Origin of the sequence: uncultured Jatrophihabitans sp. (genome assembly GCF_964251945.1) — a bacterium.
Classification (GTDB): Bacteria; Actinomycetota; Actinomycetes; order Mycobacteriales; family Jatrophihabitantaceae; genus Jatrophihabitans.
Genome location: NZ_CAXULP010000014.1, coordinates 1 through 16,244 on the forward strand (window position 1 = coordinate 1; position 16,244 = coordinate 16,244).

Consider the following 16,244-nt stretch of genomic DNA (forward strand, 5'->3'; position numbering starts at 1 on the left):
CAGAGCGTCTCCATGGTAAGGAGAAGGTCTACGGTTCGATTCCGTAAGGGGGCTCCGGCCGACGCTGGTCAACGCCGACGCTGGTCAACCGCGGCGGGGTAGCTCAGTCTGGCAGAGCAAGCGGCTCATAATCGCTATGTCGCCGGTTCGAATCCGGCCCTCGCTACGACCCGGGAGACGTCCCGGATCTTCATCGCAGTTCTCGAGAGCAACCGAAAGAGGCAATACCGTGGCAGCCACCGACGTCCGGCCGAAGATCACTTTGGCCTGCCAGGTGTGCAAGCACCGCAACTACATCACCAACAAGAACCGCCGCAACGACCCCGACCGGCTGTCGCTGCAAAAGTTCTGCCCCAACTGCGGCAAGCACACCGAGCACCGCGAGACCCGCTGAGCGGCGCCCGCACCCCAGGGCTGCCCACGGCAGACGAGCCCGCCGCTGAGTCAGACCGCGCGGTGGACGGGCGCCGGGTGCGCTGGAGCGAGCATCGCGCGCGCCGGCGCGTGGCGTTCGTCCAAGCCGCCGTCGCCGCGGTCGACGAGCACGGCCCCGGCGCCAGCGCCGAGCAGATCGCCGACGCCGCCGGCGTCAGCCGGACCGTCCTCTATCGCTACTTCCGCGACCGCGAGGACCTGCGCTCGGCCATCGCCGAGCACATTGTGCGAGACGTCGTCGGCCAGGTGCTGCCCACGCTCGCCATCGATGAGCGCAGCACCCCGCGGCAGGTCATCGTCGCGACGATCGGCGTGATCATCGGCTGGCTCGACGACCATCCCAACCTGTACCGCTTCTTGCGCTTGCGCCGCGACGGCTCGCTGGATTCGGTGGAGAACACGCTGGCCGCCAGCGTCGCGGCGTTGCTCAAGTCGGTCATCATGATCTTCGGCATCGACGACGCGCGCGCCGAGCCCGGCGCCCACGGCATCGTCGGCTTCGTCGAGGCCACCGGCGGTTGGTGGCTTGAGCACCGCACGATGTCGCGCGAACGCTGCATCCAGATCGTCTCGAGCGGCGTGTGGCACTTTCTCGAGGGCACCGCGCGCGAGCACGGCATCGAGATCGGCTACGACGACCCGCTCCCGCTCGGCGCGCTCACCGCCGCTGGCGCAGGCCGAGTGGCAGACGGAGAGGCAGCCCGATGACTGACGATCTCGGCCAGGACGACGACGGCTACGACGGCGACGACGACGACGGCTATGACGGCGACGGCTATGACGGCGACGGCTATGACGGCGACGGCTATGACGGCGACGGCTATGACGGGCCGGCCGAGCTGCTCGACGGCGAGCGCGTCGTCGCCGTCGAGGTGACGCTGCGCGGGCACTTCGACCCGATCAGCGGCAAGTACAGCTGGTACGGGCGCGTGACGGCCTCGGCCGACGTCGCCGAACTCGTCGCGGGCGGCGCGCGCACGCTGCGGCTGCGCACCCCGCACGCCGAGGTGGCGACCACGCTCAGCGACGTCGACCCGTGGGGCCGTCCGCGTGTCGCCGGGCTCGGCGCGACGCCGTTCCCGGTGCTCGACACCGTCCTGGACGAGGGGTGAGCCAGACGGTCTCGCGGGGGCACGTCGGCTGTTCGCCGGCGTGCCCCCTCGAGGCTGGGTTCAGCCGCGGCGCCGACGGCATGGCATAGCCTCGCGCGCATGCCCGTCAACCAGTCCTTCGTGGGCCGCGAGTACCCGCCGACGGCCCCGTACCGGGTGAGCCGGGAGAAGATCGCCGAGTTCGCCGACGCGATCAACGACCCGAACCCGGCATACCGGTCGGCGGCGGCCGCGCGTTCCCTCGGCCACCCGGACGTCGTCGCGCCGCCGACGTTCCCGATCGTGCTGACCCTGACGGCCGGCCACGAGCTGCTCATGGACCCCGAGGCCGGCATCGACTACGGCCGGGTCGTGCACGGCGAGCAGCGGTTCGTGCACGAGCGGCCGGTCTGCGCCGGCGACCTGCTGCAGGTGGCCGTCCGGGTCGAGGAGATCCGGCAGGCTGCCGGCAACGACCTGATCACGACCCGCGCGCAGGTCCGCTCCGTGGACGGCGAGCTGGTGGTCACCGCGTACTCCATCACCGTCGTCCGGGGGCCGGACAAGTGAGCGCCGGGTTCGCCGTCGGCGACGCGCTGCCCAGCCAGGACTTCCCGGCCGAGCGCGCCGACCTCGTCCGGTACGCGGGCGCGTCGGGCGACTTCAACCCGATTCACTGGAACGAGCGGTACGCCACGTCGTTCGGGCTCCCGAACGTCATCGCCCACGGCATGTTCACGATGGCGACCGCGATCCGGGTCGTCACGGACTGGGCCGGCGACCCGGGCGCTGTGGTCGAGTACGGCGTGCGGTTCACCCGCCCGGTCGTCGTCCCGGACCCGGGGTCGGCGGTCATCACCGTCGGCGGCAGCGTCACCGAGGTCGACGACGCCGGCCGGGCGCACGTCGAGCTGACCGCGACGGTCGACGGCAAGACCGTGCTCGCGAAGGCCCGGGCGGTCGTCCGGCCGCCAACCGGAAGGTGACCGCGCCCGCCGGGCCGCGTCGGCGGGCCACGCGGCCGGCCCGCGCGGCGGCGCTGCTCGCCGCGGCGCTCGGGCTGGCGGCCTGCACGATCCACACCAGCGGGCACGGCGAGGTCAGCGACTATGCGCCGACCCTCGGCCCGTCCAACGTGCTACTGCCCGGCAAGCCGTCGGCGACCCCGGCCGCCACCTGCCCGCCGTCCTACCTCCCGCCGGACCCGCAGCGGCCGCGGGTGTCGTTGAACTTTCGCATTGCCCCTTCGCTGACGACGGTCACTGGCACGGAGCACATCGCGTTCACGCCGGACAAGGCGATCACCGAGCTCGTCTTCCGGCTGACGCCGAACACCGCGCCCAGCGTCGCCGAGGGCAACCAGATAGTGGTGCGCTCCGCGACGGCCGACCACGGCGGCGGCCGGTACGTGTTCAGCCGGGCCAACGCCGCGCCGAACACGCAGGGCGGGCTGCTGCGCATCCCGTTCGCCGCGCCGGTCGCCGCCGGGACGACGGTGCACGCGGCCCTGACGTTCACCGTCACGCTCGGCGAGGAGTCCTTCGGCCGGTTCGGCCGCACCGGCGGCTTCGCGTGGTTCGCCTCCGCGCACCCCCTGCTGGCCTGGGAGCGCGGGTACGGCTGGCACACCGAGGACATGATCGACTTCCCGGCGGAGAGCGCGACCAGCGAGGCGATGCAGACCTCGCTGACGGTGACCGCGCCCGCCGCGGACACGGTGATCATGTCCGGCGACCCCGCCACGCCGACGCGGTCCGGAACGACGCGCACGTGGCACGCCTCCCTCGCCGCGGCGCGCGACGTCAGCGTGGCCGTCGGGCCGTTCGCCGTGGCCGACGTCAAGGTGGGCGCGGTGCGGCTGCGGCTCGGCGCGCCCGACGACACGCTCCGGGACGACCTGGTGCCCGAATTCCGTCGGGCAATCACCGCGCTGGCGGCTCGGTTCGGCCCCTTCCCGTTCCCCTCGCTGTCGGTCGCCCGGCTGCCGGCGAGCGGCGGCGGCATCGAGTACCCGGGGGCGATCCTGATGCTCGACGGCTCGCGCCTCGTCGCGGTGCACGAGACGGCGCACCAGTGGTTCTATGCGATGGTCGGCGACTCGCAGGCGCAGCATCCCTGGCTGGACGAGGCCTTCGCGCAGTACGCCGAGCAGCTGGTCGACGGCACGCCCGAGGATCCCGCCGCGCTGGCCCTGCCGGGCCGCGTCGGTTCGTCCACCGAGTCCTACGGCGCGGACGAACGCGGCTACTACGCCACGACCTACGACAAGGGCGCCGCCGCGCTGGAGGCGGCGCGGACCGCGGCCGGGCCGGCGAAGTTCGACGCGGCGCTGCGCTGCTACGTGGCGGCGAATGCCTGGCGGATCGCGAAACCCGCCGACCTGCAGAAGGCGCTGGGAAAGCTGCCGGCCGCGGTGGCCGTGTTGCGCAAAGCCGGCGCCCTGCCCTGACCACTTGACAGTGGTCACTTTCGCGTGTCAGTGGTCGCGTTTCGGCGACCACTGACCGCCGCAAGTGACCACTGTCAAGGGGTCAGCCTTCGCCGACCAGCTTCGCGATCCGGCCTACGCCCTCGGCGAGGTCCTCGTCGCCGAGCGCGTAGGACAGCCGCAGGTAGCCAGGCGTGCCGAACGCCTCGCCGGGCACCACCGCGACCTCGGCCTCCTCGAGGATGATCTCGGCGAGCTCGGCCGAACTCGCGGCCGTCCGACCACGCAAGCCGACGCCGAGCAGGCCCTTGACCTGCGGGTAGGCGTAGAACGCGCCGAGCGGCTCGGGGCAGACCACGCCCGGGATGTCGGACAGCAGCGACACGATCGTGCGGCGCCGCCGGTCGTACACGGCGCGCATCTCGGCCACCGCGGACAGGTCGCCGGACACCGCCGCCAGCGCGGCGACCTGGGCCACGTTATTGACGTTGGACGTGGCGTGTGACTGCAGGTTCGCCGCCGCCTTCACGACGTCCGCCGGGCCGATCAGCCAGCCGACCCGCCAGCCCGTCATCGCGTAGGTCTTGGCGACGCCGTTGAGCACGACGACCTTCTCGCCGGCGCTGTGCGCGATGGACACCATCTCGGCGGCGCCGTAGATCAGGTGCTCGTAGATCTCGTCCGTGACGACCCACAGGTCGTGCTCGCGGGCCCAGGCGCCGATGGCCTCGACCTGCGCGGGCGGGTACACCGCGCCGGTCGGATTGGACGGCGAGACGAACAGCAGGATCTTGGTCCGCTCGGTCCGGGCCGCCTCGAGCTGCTCGACGCTCGCCAGGTAGCCGGCGGCCTCGTCGGTGACGACCTCGACCGGGACGCCGCCGGCGAGCTTGATCGCCTCGGGATAAGTCGTCCAGTACGGGGCGATGAGCAGCACCTCGTCGCCCGGGTCGAGCAGCGCGGCGAAGGCGTTGTAGACGGCCTGCTTGCCGCCGTTGGTGATCAGCACCTGCGCGGCGTCGACGTCCAGGCCGGTGTCGCGCTTGGTCTTGCCGGCGACGGCCGCGCGCAGCTCAGGCAGCCCGGCGACCGGGGTGTAGCGGTGGTTCTTCGGGTCCCTGGCCGCGGCGACGGCGGCTTCGACGATGTAGTCGGGCGTCGGGAAATCAGGTTCGCCGGCGCCGAACCCGATGACCGGGCGGCCGGCGGCCTTCAGCGCCTTGGCCTTGGCGTCGACGGCCAGGGTGGCCGATTCGGCGATGGCGGCGATTCGGTCGGATACGCGTGCTCCCATGGCGCCATCGTCCCAGACGGCATCCGGTGGTTTGACCTGCCGAGGTGGCACCGCGAATCGGCGTCTCGCGTCCTCAGGCCGGTGGCAGATCCGGCGGATAGACGACGTCGAGCTCAGCGATCGACGCGGGAAAGTCTCGCCGGTTGTTCGTGATGAATCTGTCTGCGCCCGATACGACGGCGCTTGCCAAGTGGGTCGCGTCTGCAGCGCGCAGCCGGTATCGGCCGGCGAACTCTGCGGCGAGGTCGGCCGTGGCACGGTCGACCGCGCGTAGCTCGAGCCGGGCGAGGACGCCCGCGAGCGCGCGCAACTCTTCTGGTCGGCCCTCGCGCAGGGGTTTGCCGAGCACCTCGGGCAGGAGAAGGACCGAACCGACGTGAACATCGGCGTCGCCGAGCGATGCGCGAACTCGGGCGCCGAGCGGATGCTGCGGCGCGGCCGCGTAGATGAGCGCGTCGGCGTCGAAGGCGGTGGTCACCTCTCGTCGCGTCCGCGCCGGATGTCGTCGATCAGATCTTCGGCTCGCTCCGTGGATATCGATCCGCCCGGATCCGCCGCCGCCGCGTTCACGAGTTCGTGCAGCCGTTGCGCGCCCGCGAACGCCGACGAGGCGCGCCGGGCACGGAGCGCGCCAACACCGACCAGAACGGCAATCGGCCTCCCGTGTCGAGTGATCGTGATCTCTTCGCCCTGGTCGACCCGCTCGAGTAAACGGGGCAACGCGGCGCGCGCCTCGGAAACGGACATCGCGGTCATGTGCGGGACTGTACAACGACGTACACTTTCCTGGCGCAGCTGCTGGCGTCCGGGTGGGCCCGGCACTAGGCGTCGTTCGTTGGCGAGTTGGAAGGCCTGGCGCGCAGCACGTAGACTCCCTGCCGGGTCCACAGGGCCGTGCGTCAGCATGCGCACGTTCCGGTCCGATCGGCCTTCGCAGTCCTTAGGGGCGTGGCTCAATTGGTAGAGCACCGGTCTCCAAAACCGGCGGTTGCAGGTTCAAGTCCTGTCGCCCCTGCCCGGCACGAAAGCACCGCCCAGCACCAACGGCATTGCCCAGCAAGATCAGCACCACCTCGACGTTGAAGGAGATTCTCGTGACGGCCACCCGCAGCGACGCGCCCTCGGCGCGGCCCGCGCGCAGCCGGGGCGGCGCGCCCACCCGGTTCGTCCGGGAGAGCGTCTCGGAGATGCGCAAGGTGCTGTGGCCCTCGCGCTCCGAACTCGTCACCTACTCGATCGTCGTGATCGTGTTCGTGGTGATCCTGGTGGCCATCGTCGCGGGCCTCGACCTGGGCTTCGCGAAGCTGGTGTTGTCGGTGTTCGGCTGACCGCTGGCCTGCCCGCCCCCGTCCGAACTGCACGCAACGAACGCAACGAACGAGAGAGTGATCGTGTCCGACACCGACGCCGCCTTCGAAGCCGGCGAGCCGACCAGCGAGTCCGCCGACGCCGCCGAGCACGGCCCAGTCGACGTCGCCGAAGCGGCTCGCCTGCTCGGCGCCGACGACAGCGACCCGTCGCCTGACGCCGCTGACGACCGCGACACCGATCTCGGCCCCGGCGGCGGCAACGACGGCGCGCCCGGCGACGACGTCGACCGCGCCGACGCCGATCACGCCGTCGCCGATCCCGAGGCAGCGGGCAACGACCTCGCCGCGGACGTCACGGCTGAGGACGCGCTCGCCGAGGACGCGCTCGCCGAGGACGCGCTCGCCGAGGACGAAGACCCGCTGGAAACGCTGCGCCGCGAGCTGCGCACCCAGTTCGGCGACTGGTACGTCGTGCACTCCTACGCGGGCTATGAGAACAAGGTGAAGACCAACCTCGAGAGCCGGATCTCCTCCCTCGATATGGAGGACTACATCTTCCAGGTCGAGGTGCCGACCGAAGACGTCGTGGAGATCAAGAACGGCAAGCGCCAGCAGGTGCAGCGCAAGGTCTTCCCGGGCTACATCCTCGTCCGCATGGAACTCAACGACGAGTCGTGGGGCGCGGTTCGCAACACCCCCGGCGTCACCGGCTTCGTCGGCGCCACCTCGCGTCCGTCGCCACTGAGCCTGGACGAGGTCGTCAAGATCCTCGCCCCAGCAGTCAAGAAACAGGCCGCCGTCCTGTCCGGAAAGCCGATCGCCGCCGGCGAGAAGGCGCCGGTGGCGCTCGTGGACTACGAGGTCGGCGAGTCGGTCACCGTCATGGACGGCCCGTTCGCGACGCTGCCCGCCACGATCAGCGAGATCGACCCCGTGCACCAGAAGCTGCACGTCCTGGTGTCGATCTTCGGACGCGAGACGCCCGTCGAATTGTCCTTCAGTCAAGTGTCGAAGCTCTAGAAGAAAGCTTTCTCATGCCTCCGAAGAAGAAACTCACCGCCGTCATCAAGCTCCAGATCAAGGCGGGCCTGGCCAACCCCGCGCCGCCGGTCGGCCCCGCGCTCGGCCAGCACGGCGTCAACATCATGGAGTTCTGCAAGGCCTACAACGCCGCCACCGAGGCCCAGCGCGGGCAGATCGTGCCGGTCGAGATCTCGGTGTTCGAGGACCGCTCGTTCACCTTCGTCACCAAGACCCCGCCGGCTGCCCGGCTGCTGCTCGCGGCCGCCGGCGTCGACAAGGGCAGCGGCGAGCCGCACACCAAGAAGGTCGCCAAGGTGACGATGTCGCAGGTCCGCGAGATCGCCCAGACCAAGATGGAAGACCTCAACGCCAACGACGTCGACCAGGCCGCCAAGATCATCGCCGGCACCGCCCGCTCGATGGGCATCACGGTCGAGGGCTGACCGCACCGCCCCCTCGAGTGGTCCGCGGGTCGGCGCCCGCCAGCCCGTTCTGGCGCGGACAGCCTTTGTGAGACGGACAGTTCAAACAGCACGCGTGGGAGGTCGGCGAAGGCCGCCGACCGTTCGACCACTGATCGAAGGAGAACAGCGCATGAAGCGCAGCAAGGCTTACCGTCAGGCGGCGGAACAGCTCGAAGAGGGTCGCCTTTACTCCCCGCTCGAGGCGGCCGCCATCGCCAAGGACACCTCGCCCACCAAGTTCGACGGCACCGTCGAGGTCGCGCTCCGGTTGGGCGTCGACCCGCGCAAGGCAGACCAGATGGTCCGCGGGACCGTCAACCTCCCGCACGGCACCGGCAAGACCGCCCGGGTCATCGTCTTCGCCACCGGCGACAAGGCCGACGAGGCCCGCGCGGCCGGCGCGGACAAGGTCGGCAGCGACGACCTCATCCAGGAGATCACCAACGGCTTCCTGGACTTCGACGCCGCGATCGCGACGCCGGACCAGATGGCGAAGGTCGGCCGGATCGCCCGCGTCCTCGGCCCGCGCGGCCTGATGCCGAACCCGAAGACCGGGACAGTCACCCCGGACGTCAGCAAGGCCGTCAGCGACATCAAGGGCGGCAAGATCAGCTTCCGGGTGGACAAGCAGGCCAACCTGCATCTCGTCATCGGCAAGTCGTCGTTCACGCCGGAGCAGCTGGTCGAGAACTACTCCGCGGCGCTGGACGAGATTCTGCGGGCCAAGCCGTCGTCGTCGAAGGGCCGGTACCTGAAGAAGGTCACCTTCTCGACGACCATGGGCCCGGGCATCCCGGTGGACAGCAACCGCACCCGCAACCTGCTGGCTGACGCAGCGACCGGGGTCTAGCCCATCATCCACGCGCGCCGGGTTAGGCCTGCCGGCCTCGCCGAGCGCGGTGTTGGTCGCCGCGGCGCGTTTGCTGCGCAGCTGGCGGCCGTGCTGGTCGCCGGCCTCGCAGTCGGCGTGGCGACGTCCTACCTGCAGGGCGTGCTGCCCGCCTCGGCGGACTTTTTAGCGAACTCGGGCGCGGCCTGGAGCGTGTTCGCGTTCGCGTTCGTCCTTGCGGCGGCGGCCGGCGGCGGCCGTGGCCAAGCCGCCGTCGCCGGCCTCGCCGCCCTGCTCGGCGAGGTGGTCGGCTACTACGGCATCGCCTCGCCGCTGCGGCACATCGCGACGTCGAGCGAGGAGCACCTGCTGTGGACGGCCGCCGCGCTCGTCGTCGGCCCGATCGTCGGTTGGCTCGCCTGGACGGCCCGGCACGAGCCGCCCACACGCCGGGTGGCGGCGGTGGCCGCCGTTGCCGGAGTGGTCGCCGGCGAAGGCGCCCACGCGCTACTGCGACTCGGCTACCACGTGCAGGGCTCGCTGGAACTCGCCGTGGCGGCAGTTGCGGCGATCGCCGGCCTGCTCTTGCTCGGCCGGACCTGGGCGGCGGCGAGAGCCGGTGCCGCAGCGGCGCTCGCCGCCGCGATCGTGGTGTACCTCGCCTACGGCGTGGCCTGACCCGAAGCGCTCGACGGGCGTCTTGGCGCGCACGTTTTGCGGCCGGCGCGCGCGGTCGCGTACCGTGGGCACCGATCCACCCATAGACCGCTGGTCGTCGCGTGCGCATACGCGACCGAACGCCTCCGCAAGCGGCGGAGCGGCCCGCGCAGGTTGGCCGGTACGGCACATGCGCTCTGCGCATGCCCGCCCCGTGCGCCCTGCGCCGGGGCGTTCTTCCTCTTGCGTGGGCGTGGCTTCCAGCCCGATCGAACGAGAGGAGGTCGCATATGCCGAACTCCGAGAAGATCAGCGCGGTCGGCGAGCTCACCGAGCACTTCACCAGCTCCGCCGCTGCGGTCATCACCGAATACCGCGGACTCACCGTCAAGCAGATCACCGATCTGCGGCGCGCCCTCGGCCGGGACACCACCTACGCCGTCGTCAAGAACACCCTGACGAAGCGGGCCGCCGCCGACGCGGGGGTCGCGCTGGACGAGCAGCTGCTCACCGGCCCGACGGCGATCGCGTTCGTCAAGGGCGACGCCGTCGAGGCAGCGAAAGGTCTGCGCGACTTCGCCAAGGCCAACCCGCTGCTGGTCATCAAGGGCGGTGTGCTCGACGGCAAGCAGCTCTCGCCCAGCGAGATCAACCGCATCGCCGATCTCGAGTCCCGCGAGGTCCTGCTCGCCAAGGTCGCCGGCGGCCTGAAGGCCCTGCCGACCCGCGCTGCGGCCCTGTTCCAGGCGCCGTTGTCGCACCTGGCCCGCCTGGCCAAGGCGCTCGAGGAGAAGACGGCCGCCGCTTCCGGCACCGCCGAGGGCGCGACGGCTGCGCCGGCCGAGGCCGCTGGGTCCGAGGCCGCCGCCAGCACCGCCGAGGCCGCATCCAGCACCTCCGAGACCGCTGGGTCCGAGGCCGCTGGGTCCGACGCCCCCGCCGCCGAAGAAGCGGCACCCGAGGCGGCGGTCGACGCCGCCTCGTCCGAAGCTCCCGCCGAGCCGGCGGAGTAACCAACCGATAGCCGGCTCTCCCGGCGATTGAACAGAAAGGACGCCATCATGGCGAAGCTCAGCACCGACGAGCTCATCGACGCGTTCAAGGAGCTCACCCTCCTCGAACTCAGCGAGTTCGTGAAGCAGTTCGAAGAGGTATTCGACGTCACCGCCGCTGCCCCGCTCGTTCAGGGTCCGGCCGCCGCTGGTCCGGCCGCCCCGGCCGAGGAAGCCGCCGAACAGGACGAGTTCGACGTCGTCCTCGAGGCCGCCGGTGACAAGAAGATCCAGGTCATCAAGGAGGTGCGCACGCTGACGAGCCTGGGCCTGAAGGAGGCCAAGGACCTCGTCGACGGCGCGCCGAAGACCGTGCTCGAGAAGGTCAACAAGGAGAGCGCGGAGAAGGCGAAGGCGGCCCTTGAGGGCGCCGGCGCCACGGTCACCGTCAAGTAACCAGCTCTGCCGCAACCCAGCACCGCCGATTCGGGGCGGCCCGCGCGCAGCGGGCCGCCCCGTTTTCACGCGGCCCGGTCCCACCCACCCTTCGCAAGTTGTCCGCGCTTCGTCGGCCTGGAGACCGACGTGGCGAGGACAACTCGCGAGGGGTGGGGGTGGGGGAGGGGGAGCGTCGCGTTCGGCGGTCAGGTGAGCGACAGCAGGGCGCGCAGCTCGGCAGACGGGCGGATCTCGCCGATCGGCCGGCCGCCGCCGAGCGTGGGCACGGCCGACCACGTGCGCACCGCCGGCCCGTCGAAGCCCCAGTGCCGCAGCACCGCCGCGAGCAGCGGGGCCAGCACGCGCGCCGCGCCGTCCTCCACCTTCGCGGCGAACGCCCGGCCGTCGGGCAACGCCGCGACCCAGACCCCCTCCGCCCCGTACTTGGCGACCAGGCCGGCAACCTCGCCGGCGAAGGCGGCGCTGGCCTGCCGGGTGCCGCTGACGAGCTGCGGAAAGGCCCGCATCGCCTCGCGCACCTCGCCCGGCGCGCCGTTCCCGTCGGCGATCGCCGCGCCGAGCCGGGCCAGCCCCACGAGCGAGGTCGCGAATGCGGGCGCTCCGCAGCCGTCGACGGTTACCGTGTCGATCGCCTCGCCGGTCAGCTGTTCGATGCGTTGCCGCGCGGCCAGCTGGAGCGGGTGGCCGGGGTCCAGGTAGGACGCAGTCGGCCACCCTGCCGCGACACAGGTCGCGAGCATTGCCGCATGCTTGCCCGAGCAGTTGTGGCAGACCCGTTCGGGGCCGCCACCGGCGCGCAGCCACGCGCGAGCGGCGTCCGCGCCGAGCGGCAGGTCGGGCGGACACTGCAGCGCCTCTTCGGCCAGCCCCGCCGCGGCGAGGACAGCGCGCACGCCGGCGAGATGCATCGGCTCGCCGTCGTGGCTCGCGGCGGCCAGCGCCAGGGCGGCGCCGCGGCCGGGGAAACCGGCCTCGACCATTGCCACCGCCTGCCCCGGCTTGAGCGCCGAACGCGGCAGGAACGCGGCGGCCGTGGCGCCGGCCTCGACGGTTATCTCGCCCGCGGCGTCGAGCAGCACCAGGCTGGCCCGGTGCCGCGACTCGACCACGTTCTCGCGGGTGACCTCGACGACGACCGGCGCTAGGGCGGCGCCGAGCCCATCGAGCGCACGGCTCGGCGCACGCCCGGCGGTCGGCTCGGCCAAGCCGGTCAGCCTGCGCGCAAGCGCAGCGCGGCGACCGTGTCGGCCGGCAGCAGGCCGTCCGCGGCGGCGGCGTCGATCGGGTCCCGGACGTCCTTCGACGCGACCGCCAACCGGGCCGTGATCCGCTCGACGCGTGGCAGCGTCATGTGCGTCAGCAGCTCGGCGAGCTCTGGCCAGAGCTGATGGCGACCGGCGGCGGCGAGGACGTCGTCGATCTGCCCGTCGGTGAGCAGGCCGCCGATCACGTCCATCCGGGACAGGTCGTCGAGGACATAGCCGACGCGCAACAGCTGCTCGCCGTCGAGTTGCGCGATCGACAGCGCGAGCGCGGCGTCGCTGACCTGCGCGACGAAGCCGCCGATCACCAGCCAGTCCTCGCGACGGATCAGCTCGACGTTGACCGCCACGACGAGTTCGGGCGGCATCGCCGCGACGACCTCCGGGCTGCGCGCCGGGTCCATGACAGCGGCGACGTCGGCGAGATAGCTGGGCTTGATCCGCGCGACGAGATCGGCGGCCTTCTTCGGCTCGAGCAGCTCGGCCGTACGCGCCGCGATGAGCGGCGGCAGCACGGCCTCGGTCAGCTTCGCGCTGACGCTCGTCGGCACAGCCCGGGTGAGCGCCGCGACCCGGCTGAAATGATGCCGATCGGCCTGGAACAGCGCCTCGCCGATCTGCGCTCGGACGGCGCGCAGCTCGTCAGCCGACAGCCCGTCGACCATGGCCAACCGTTCGACCGGCACGTCCAGGGCGCGCGCGAGCTTGACCAGCTCGGCCGAGTTGTCGCTCATCCGAGCAGGACTTTCTGCACGATCTTGCGCAGCGGGAACGGCACGTGCTTGAGCGTCTGCGCGAACGCCGCCTCCAGCGCCGACGCCTGACGGGCGCGGGCGTCGGCGACCAGCTCGGCGAACGCGTCCTGATCGGCTGCGGGCAGCGCGGCCAAGGCGGCCGCCGGCGGGCCGCCGAGCACAGCGGTAAGGCGGTCGGCTGCCATCTTGCTCCTCGGGTCGAGACGGTCGGGACGGGCCGCGTCATCCTCGCAAAGAGCGCCGGCAGCGTGTCGACCGGCCGCCGCGCACGCGGCCCGCACAGCGTCCGCCCGGCCGCCGCGCAGCCGGCGCAGGGCTCGTTCCGAGTCCCGCGGGAAGCCAGGCGCCCGTGACCGAACTGCGCCTTAAGGTCGTGTGAGCCACGATCACCGGGCGGGTACGAGTTCCCGGAACATCAGGTCGCGCGCATATGGGCAAAGTGTGCGACCCTAGGGCACCGCCAGCATTACCGGTCGGTATCGCGGTCGTTTCCGCCAGGGCGCGCTCCGCACGCAAGGCTCGAATCGAGGGGGTTGCACGTGGGTGTGGAAGTCGCCGTCCACGAGCTGACCAAGTCGTTCGGGCGGCAGGTGATCTGGGGCGACGTGACCCTGACGCTGCCGCCGGGCGAGGTCTCGGTGCTGCTCGGCCCGTCCGGCACCGGCAAGTCGGTGTTCCTCAAATCGCTCATCGGCCTGCTGAAGCCGGACAAGGGCTCGATCGTCATCCGCGACGTCGACATCGTCCGGTGCAGCGAGTCCAAGCTCTACGACACCCGCAAGCTGTTCGGCGTCCTGTTCCAGGACGGCGCGCTGTTCGGTTCGATGAACCTCTTCGACAACATCGCCTTCCCGCTGCGCGAGCACACCAAGAAGAGCGAGCGCGAGGTTCGCGACATCGTCATGGAGAAGATGGACATGGTCGGCCTCGCCGGGGCCGAGGGCAAACTGCCGGGCGAGATCTCCGGCGGCATGCGCAAGCGCGCCGGCCTGGCCCGCGCACTCGTGCTGAACCCCGAGATCATCCTGTTCGACGAGCCCGACTCCGGCCTCGACCCGGTGCGCGTCGCCTACCTCAACCAGCTGATCATCGACCTGAACGCGCAGACCGACGCCACGTTCCTCATCGTCACCCACGACATCGGCACCGCCCGCACCGTCCCGGACAACCTGGGCATGCTGTTCCGCCGCGAACTCGTCATGTTCGGTCCGCGCGAGGTGCTGCTCACCAGCGAGGAGCCGGTGGTCAAGCAGTTCATCAACGGCCGCCGCGAGGGCCCCATCGGCATGTCCGAGGAGAAGGACGCCGCTCAGGTCGCCGCCGAGCTCAAGGCCATGAACGAAAACGGCCCGGCGCAGACCGCCGGCCCGAAGGGCGGCGGTGGCGAGGGCGTCCCGCCGCAGCTGCAGCCGAGCCCCGGCCTGCCCGAGCGCAAGGCCGCCGGCCGACGTCGCCAGCGCGTCCTCGAGATGCTGCACACGCTGCCGCTGCCCGCGCAAAAAGCGATCAAGGAGCTGATGGAGTCCGAGGCCGAGGAGGAGCGCGACCGCGACTCCGGCGACCGCGAGACGGCGGGCTCCGGACGTAGCTGATGGTCTCTCTGTCCCCGGTCGCCGGCGTACGCCAGGCAGGCAGCCTCTTCGCGCTGTTCCTCGACGTCATCCGGATGATGTTCAAGCGGCCGTTCCAGGTGCGCGAGTTCATCCAGCAGGCCTGGTTCATCGCCAGCGTGACGATCTTCCCGACGATGATGGTCGCCATCCCGTTCGGCGCGGTCATCGCGCTCGAACTCGGCACCCTGGCCCGGCAGATCGGCGCGCAGTCCTTCACCGGCTCGGCGAGCGTGCTGGCGATCATCCGCGAGGCGAGCCCGATCGTGTGCGCGCTGCTGATCGCCGGCGCCGGCGGGTCGGCGATCTGCGCCGACCTCGGCAGCCGCAAGATCCGCGACGAGATCGACGCCATGGAGGTGCTGGGCATCTCGCCGGTGCAGCGCCTGGTCGTGCCCCGGGTGCTCGGCTGCGTGCTCATCGCGGTCTTCCTGAACGGCCTGGTGTGCGTCGTCGGCGTGGCCGGGGGGTACTTCTTCAACGTCGTGCTGCAAGGCGGCACGCCTGGCGCGTATCTGGCCAGCTTCTCCGCGCTGGCCCAGCTGCCGGACCTCTACACCGGCGAGCTGAAGGCGTTCATCTTCGGCCTCATCGCCGGCGTCGTCGCCGCCTACAAGGGCCTGAACGTCGGCGGCGGGCCCAAGGGCGTGGGCGACGCGGTGAACCAGTCCGTCGTCATCACGTTCATGCTGTTGTTCGCGGTCAACTTCGTGATCACGGCCGTGTACTTCGAAGTCGTCCCGGCGAAGGGCTCCTGATGGCTCGGGAGTCAAGGCCAGGGGAGCAGCTCTAGTGGCCACGGACATCATCGCGACGGCGCGCAAGGCCGTCAACGCGCCGCTCGGCCTGCTCGACGAGCTCGGCGAGCAGATGTCGTTCTACGGCCGCGCGCTGGCCTGGTCGCCGCGCACCCTGCGCCGCTACAAGAAGGAGACGCTGCGGCTGCTGTCCGAGGTCGTCTTCGGCAGCGGCTCGCTTGCCGTCATCGGCGGCACCGTCGGCGTGATCGCGTTCCTGTCGTTCTTCACCGGCACCGAGGTCGGCCTGCAGGGATACGCGGCGCTCCAGCAGCTCGGCGTCGCCTCGTACACCGGGTTCATCACCGCGTTCTTCAACACCCGCGAGATCGCGCCGATCGTGGCCGGCCTGGCGCTGTCGGCGACCGTCGGCTGCGGCTTCACCGCCCAGCTCGGCGCGATGCGCATCAGCGAGGAGATCGACGCGCTCGAGGTCATGGCGGTGCCCAGCCTGCCGTTCCTGGTGACCACCCGGATCATCGCCGGCTTCGTCGCGGTGATTCCGCTGTACGTGATCGGGCTGCTGTCGTCCTACCTCTCCTCCTACGCGATCGTCGTCTACTACTACGGGGACTCGGCTGGCACCTATTCGCACTACTTCCATCTGTTCTTGCCGCCGCTGGACGTGATCTGGTCCTTCTTCAAGGTCCTGGTCTTCTCCATCGTGATCATCCTGACGCACTGCTATTACGGCTACAACGCCAAGGGCGGCCCGGCCGGAGTGGGCGTCGCGGTGGGCCGGGCGGTGCGGCTGGCGATCGTCGCGGTCACGATCATCGACTTCTTCCTGTCCTTCGCGATCTGGGGCTCGAACACGAGCGTCCGGCTGGCGGGCTGA

The 16,244-nt window shown here is 71.0% G+C and carries 22 protein-coding genes and 2 tRNA genes; 18 read left to right on the top strand and 6 right to left on the bottom strand.

Annotated features, from left to right (window positions below; genetic code table 11):
- The first annotated feature begins 92 nt into the window (after positions 1-92).
- The 7 genes from ACFFBG_RS17395 to ACFFBG_RS17425 all read left to right on the top strand — a co-directional run bounded on the left by ACFFBG_RS17395 (position 93) and on the right by ACFFBG_RS17425 (position 3,975).
- Positions 93-166 (top strand) — tRNA-Met (locus tag ACFFBG_RS17395).
- Positions 167-229: 63 nt separating this feature from the next.
- Positions 230-394 (top strand): 50S ribosomal protein L33, encoded by a 165-nt coding sequence (rpmG, locus tag ACFFBG_RS17400; protein WP_375480822.1) that lies wholly within the window; start codon positions 230-232, stop codon positions 392-394.
- Positions 395-471: 77 nt separating this feature from the next.
- Positions 472-1,143, top strand: a complete 672-nt coding sequence (locus tag ACFFBG_RS17405) for a TetR/AcrR family transcriptional regulator (protein WP_375480823.1) — start codon at positions 472-474, stop codon at positions 1,141-1,143.
- The gene (locus ACFFBG_RS17410; protein WP_375480824.1) at positions 1,140-1,547 is read left to right on the top strand and encodes a DUF4873 domain-containing protein; all 408 of its coding nucleotides are present in this window, start codon (positions 1,140-1,142) and stop codon (positions 1,545-1,547) included. The genes ACFFBG_RS17405 and ACFFBG_RS17410 overlap by 4 nt, the downstream gene beginning before the upstream one ends.
- A gap of 99 nt (positions 1,548-1,646) precedes the next feature.
- The gene (locus ACFFBG_RS17415; RefSeq protein WP_375480825.1) at positions 1,647-2,096 is read left to right on the top strand and encodes a MaoC family dehydratase N-terminal domain-containing protein; all 450 of its coding nucleotides are present in this window, start codon (positions 1,647-1,649) and stop codon (positions 2,094-2,096) included.
- Positions 2,093-2,512 (top strand): MaoC/PaaZ C-terminal domain-containing protein, encoded by a 420-nt coding sequence (locus ACFFBG_RS17420; RefSeq protein WP_375480826.1) that lies wholly within the window; start codon positions 2,093-2,095, stop codon positions 2,510-2,512. Before ACFFBG_RS17415 ends, ACFFBG_RS17420 begins: the two co-directional genes overlap by 4 nt.
- Complete coding sequence (locus ACFFBG_RS17425) at positions 2,509-3,975, top strand: M1 family aminopeptidase (protein WP_375480827.1); 1,467 nt, start codon at positions 2,509-2,511, stop codon at positions 3,973-3,975. Before ACFFBG_RS17420 ends, ACFFBG_RS17425 begins: the two co-directional genes overlap by 4 nt.
- An 82-nt stretch (positions 3,976-4,057) precedes the next feature.
- On the opposite strand, the gene ACFFBG_RS17430 is transcribed toward ACFFBG_RS17425, so the two are convergent.
- From ACFFBG_RS17430 to ACFFBG_RS17440, 3 genes are all read right to left on the bottom strand, one after another.
- The gene (locus tag ACFFBG_RS17430; RefSeq protein ID WP_375480828.1) at positions 4,058-5,248 is read right to left on the bottom strand and encodes a pyridoxal phosphate-dependent aminotransferase; all 1,191 of its coding nucleotides are present in this window, start codon (positions 5,246-5,248) and stop codon (positions 4,058-4,060) included.
- Positions 5,249-5,321: 73 nt separating this feature from the next.
- Positions 5,322-5,726 carry a type II toxin-antitoxin system VapC family toxin gene (locus tag ACFFBG_RS17435; protein WP_375480829.1) on the bottom strand — a complete coding sequence of 135 codons (405 nt, stop codon included), beginning with the start codon at positions 5,724-5,726 and terminating at the stop codon, positions 5,322-5,324.
- Positions 5,723-6,004 (bottom strand): type II toxin-antitoxin system Phd/YefM family antitoxin, encoded by a 282-nt coding sequence (locus ACFFBG_RS17440; RefSeq protein ID WP_375480830.1) that lies wholly within the window; start codon positions 6,002-6,004, stop codon positions 5,723-5,725. Before ACFFBG_RS17440 ends, ACFFBG_RS17435 begins: the two co-directional genes overlap by 4 nt.
- A gap of 186 nt (positions 6,005-6,190) precedes the next feature.
- On the opposite strand from ACFFBG_RS17440, the gene ACFFBG_RS17445 reads away from it, so the two are divergent.
- The 8 genes from ACFFBG_RS17445 to rplL all read left to right on the top strand — a co-directional run bounded on the left by ACFFBG_RS17445 (position 6,191) and on the right by rplL (position 10,979).
- Positions 6,191-6,263 (top strand) — tRNA-Trp (locus ACFFBG_RS17445).
- A 79-nt stretch (positions 6,264-6,342) separates the two neighbouring features.
- Positions 6,343-6,576 (top strand): preprotein translocase subunit SecE, encoded by a 234-nt coding sequence (secE, locus tag ACFFBG_RS17450; RefSeq protein WP_375480831.1) that lies wholly within the window; start codon positions 6,343-6,345, stop codon positions 6,574-6,576.
- Positions 6,577-6,636: 60 nt separating this feature from the next.
- A complete protein-coding gene (nusG, locus tag ACFFBG_RS17455; RefSeq protein WP_375480854.1) occupies positions 6,637-7,578 on the top strand; it encodes a transcription termination/antitermination protein NusG in 942 nt (313 codons plus the stop codon).
- A 14-nt stretch (positions 7,579-7,592) separates the two neighbouring features.
- On the top strand, positions 7,593-8,024 hold the full coding sequence (rplK, locus tag ACFFBG_RS17460; protein ID WP_375480832.1) for a 50S ribosomal protein L11: 432 nt from the start codon (positions 7,593-7,595) through the stop codon (positions 8,022-8,024).
- A gap of 151 nt (positions 8,025-8,175) precedes the next feature.
- A complete protein-coding gene (rplA, locus tag ACFFBG_RS17465; RefSeq protein WP_375480833.1) occupies positions 8,176-8,895 on the top strand; it encodes a 50S ribosomal protein L1 in 720 nt (239 codons plus the stop codon).
- 81 nt (positions 8,896-8,976) lie between these two features.
- On the top strand, positions 8,977-9,552 hold the full coding sequence (locus tag ACFFBG_RS17470; RefSeq protein ID WP_375480855.1) for a DUF6518 family protein: 576 nt from the start codon (positions 8,977-8,979) through the stop codon (positions 9,550-9,552).
- Positions 9,553-9,821: 269 nt separating this feature from the next.
- On the top strand, positions 9,822-10,544 hold the full coding sequence (rplJ, locus tag ACFFBG_RS17475; protein WP_375480834.1) for a 50S ribosomal protein L10: 723 nt from the start codon (positions 9,822-9,824) through the stop codon (positions 10,542-10,544).
- 48 nt (positions 10,545-10,592) lie between these two features.
- Entirely contained in the window at positions 10,593-10,979 is a 387-nt protein-coding gene (gene rplL, locus ACFFBG_RS17480; RefSeq protein WP_375480835.1) for a 50S ribosomal protein L7/L12, read from the top strand.
- 188 nt (positions 10,980-11,167) lie between these two features.
- On the opposite strand, the gene ACFFBG_RS17485 is transcribed toward rplL, so the two are convergent.
- The 3 genes from ACFFBG_RS17485 to ACFFBG_RS17495 are packed head-to-tail and all read right to left on the bottom strand — an operon-like array spanning position 11,168 to position 13,184.
- Positions 11,168-12,187 (bottom strand): asparaginase, encoded by a 1,020-nt coding sequence (locus tag ACFFBG_RS17485; protein WP_375480836.1) that lies wholly within the window; start codon positions 12,185-12,187, stop codon positions 11,168-11,170.
- A gap of 5 nt (positions 12,188-12,192) precedes the next feature.
- Positions 12,193-12,978, bottom strand: coding sequence for a hypothetical protein (locus tag ACFFBG_RS17490; RefSeq protein ID WP_375480837.1), 786 nt, complete (start codon positions 12,976-12,978; stop codon positions 12,193-12,195).
- Complete coding sequence (locus ACFFBG_RS17495; RefSeq protein ID WP_375480838.1) at positions 12,975-13,184, bottom strand: hypothetical protein; 210 nt, start codon at positions 13,182-13,184, stop codon at positions 12,975-12,977. The genes ACFFBG_RS17490 and ACFFBG_RS17495 overlap by 4 nt, the downstream gene beginning before the upstream one ends.
- A 354-nt stretch (positions 13,185-13,538) precedes the next feature.
- Between ACFFBG_RS17495 and ACFFBG_RS17500 the strand changes: the two genes are divergently transcribed.
- From ACFFBG_RS17500 to ACFFBG_RS17510, 3 genes are all read left to right on the top strand, one after another.
- Complete coding sequence (locus tag ACFFBG_RS17500; protein WP_375480839.1) at positions 13,539-14,591, top strand: ABC transporter ATP-binding protein; 1,053 nt, start codon at positions 13,539-13,541, stop codon at positions 14,589-14,591.
- Positions 14,591-15,367: an MlaE family ABC transporter permease gene (locus ACFFBG_RS17505; protein WP_375480840.1), complete on the top strand. Its 777-nt coding sequence runs from the start codon at positions 14,591-14,593 to the stop codon at positions 15,365-15,367. The genes ACFFBG_RS17500 and ACFFBG_RS17505 overlap by 1 nt, the downstream gene beginning before the upstream one ends.
- 112 nt (positions 15,368-15,479) lie before the next feature.
- On the top strand, positions 15,480-16,244 hold the full coding sequence (locus ACFFBG_RS17510) for an MlaE family ABC transporter permease (RefSeq protein WP_375480856.1): 765 nt from the start codon (positions 15,480-15,482) through the stop codon (positions 16,242-16,244).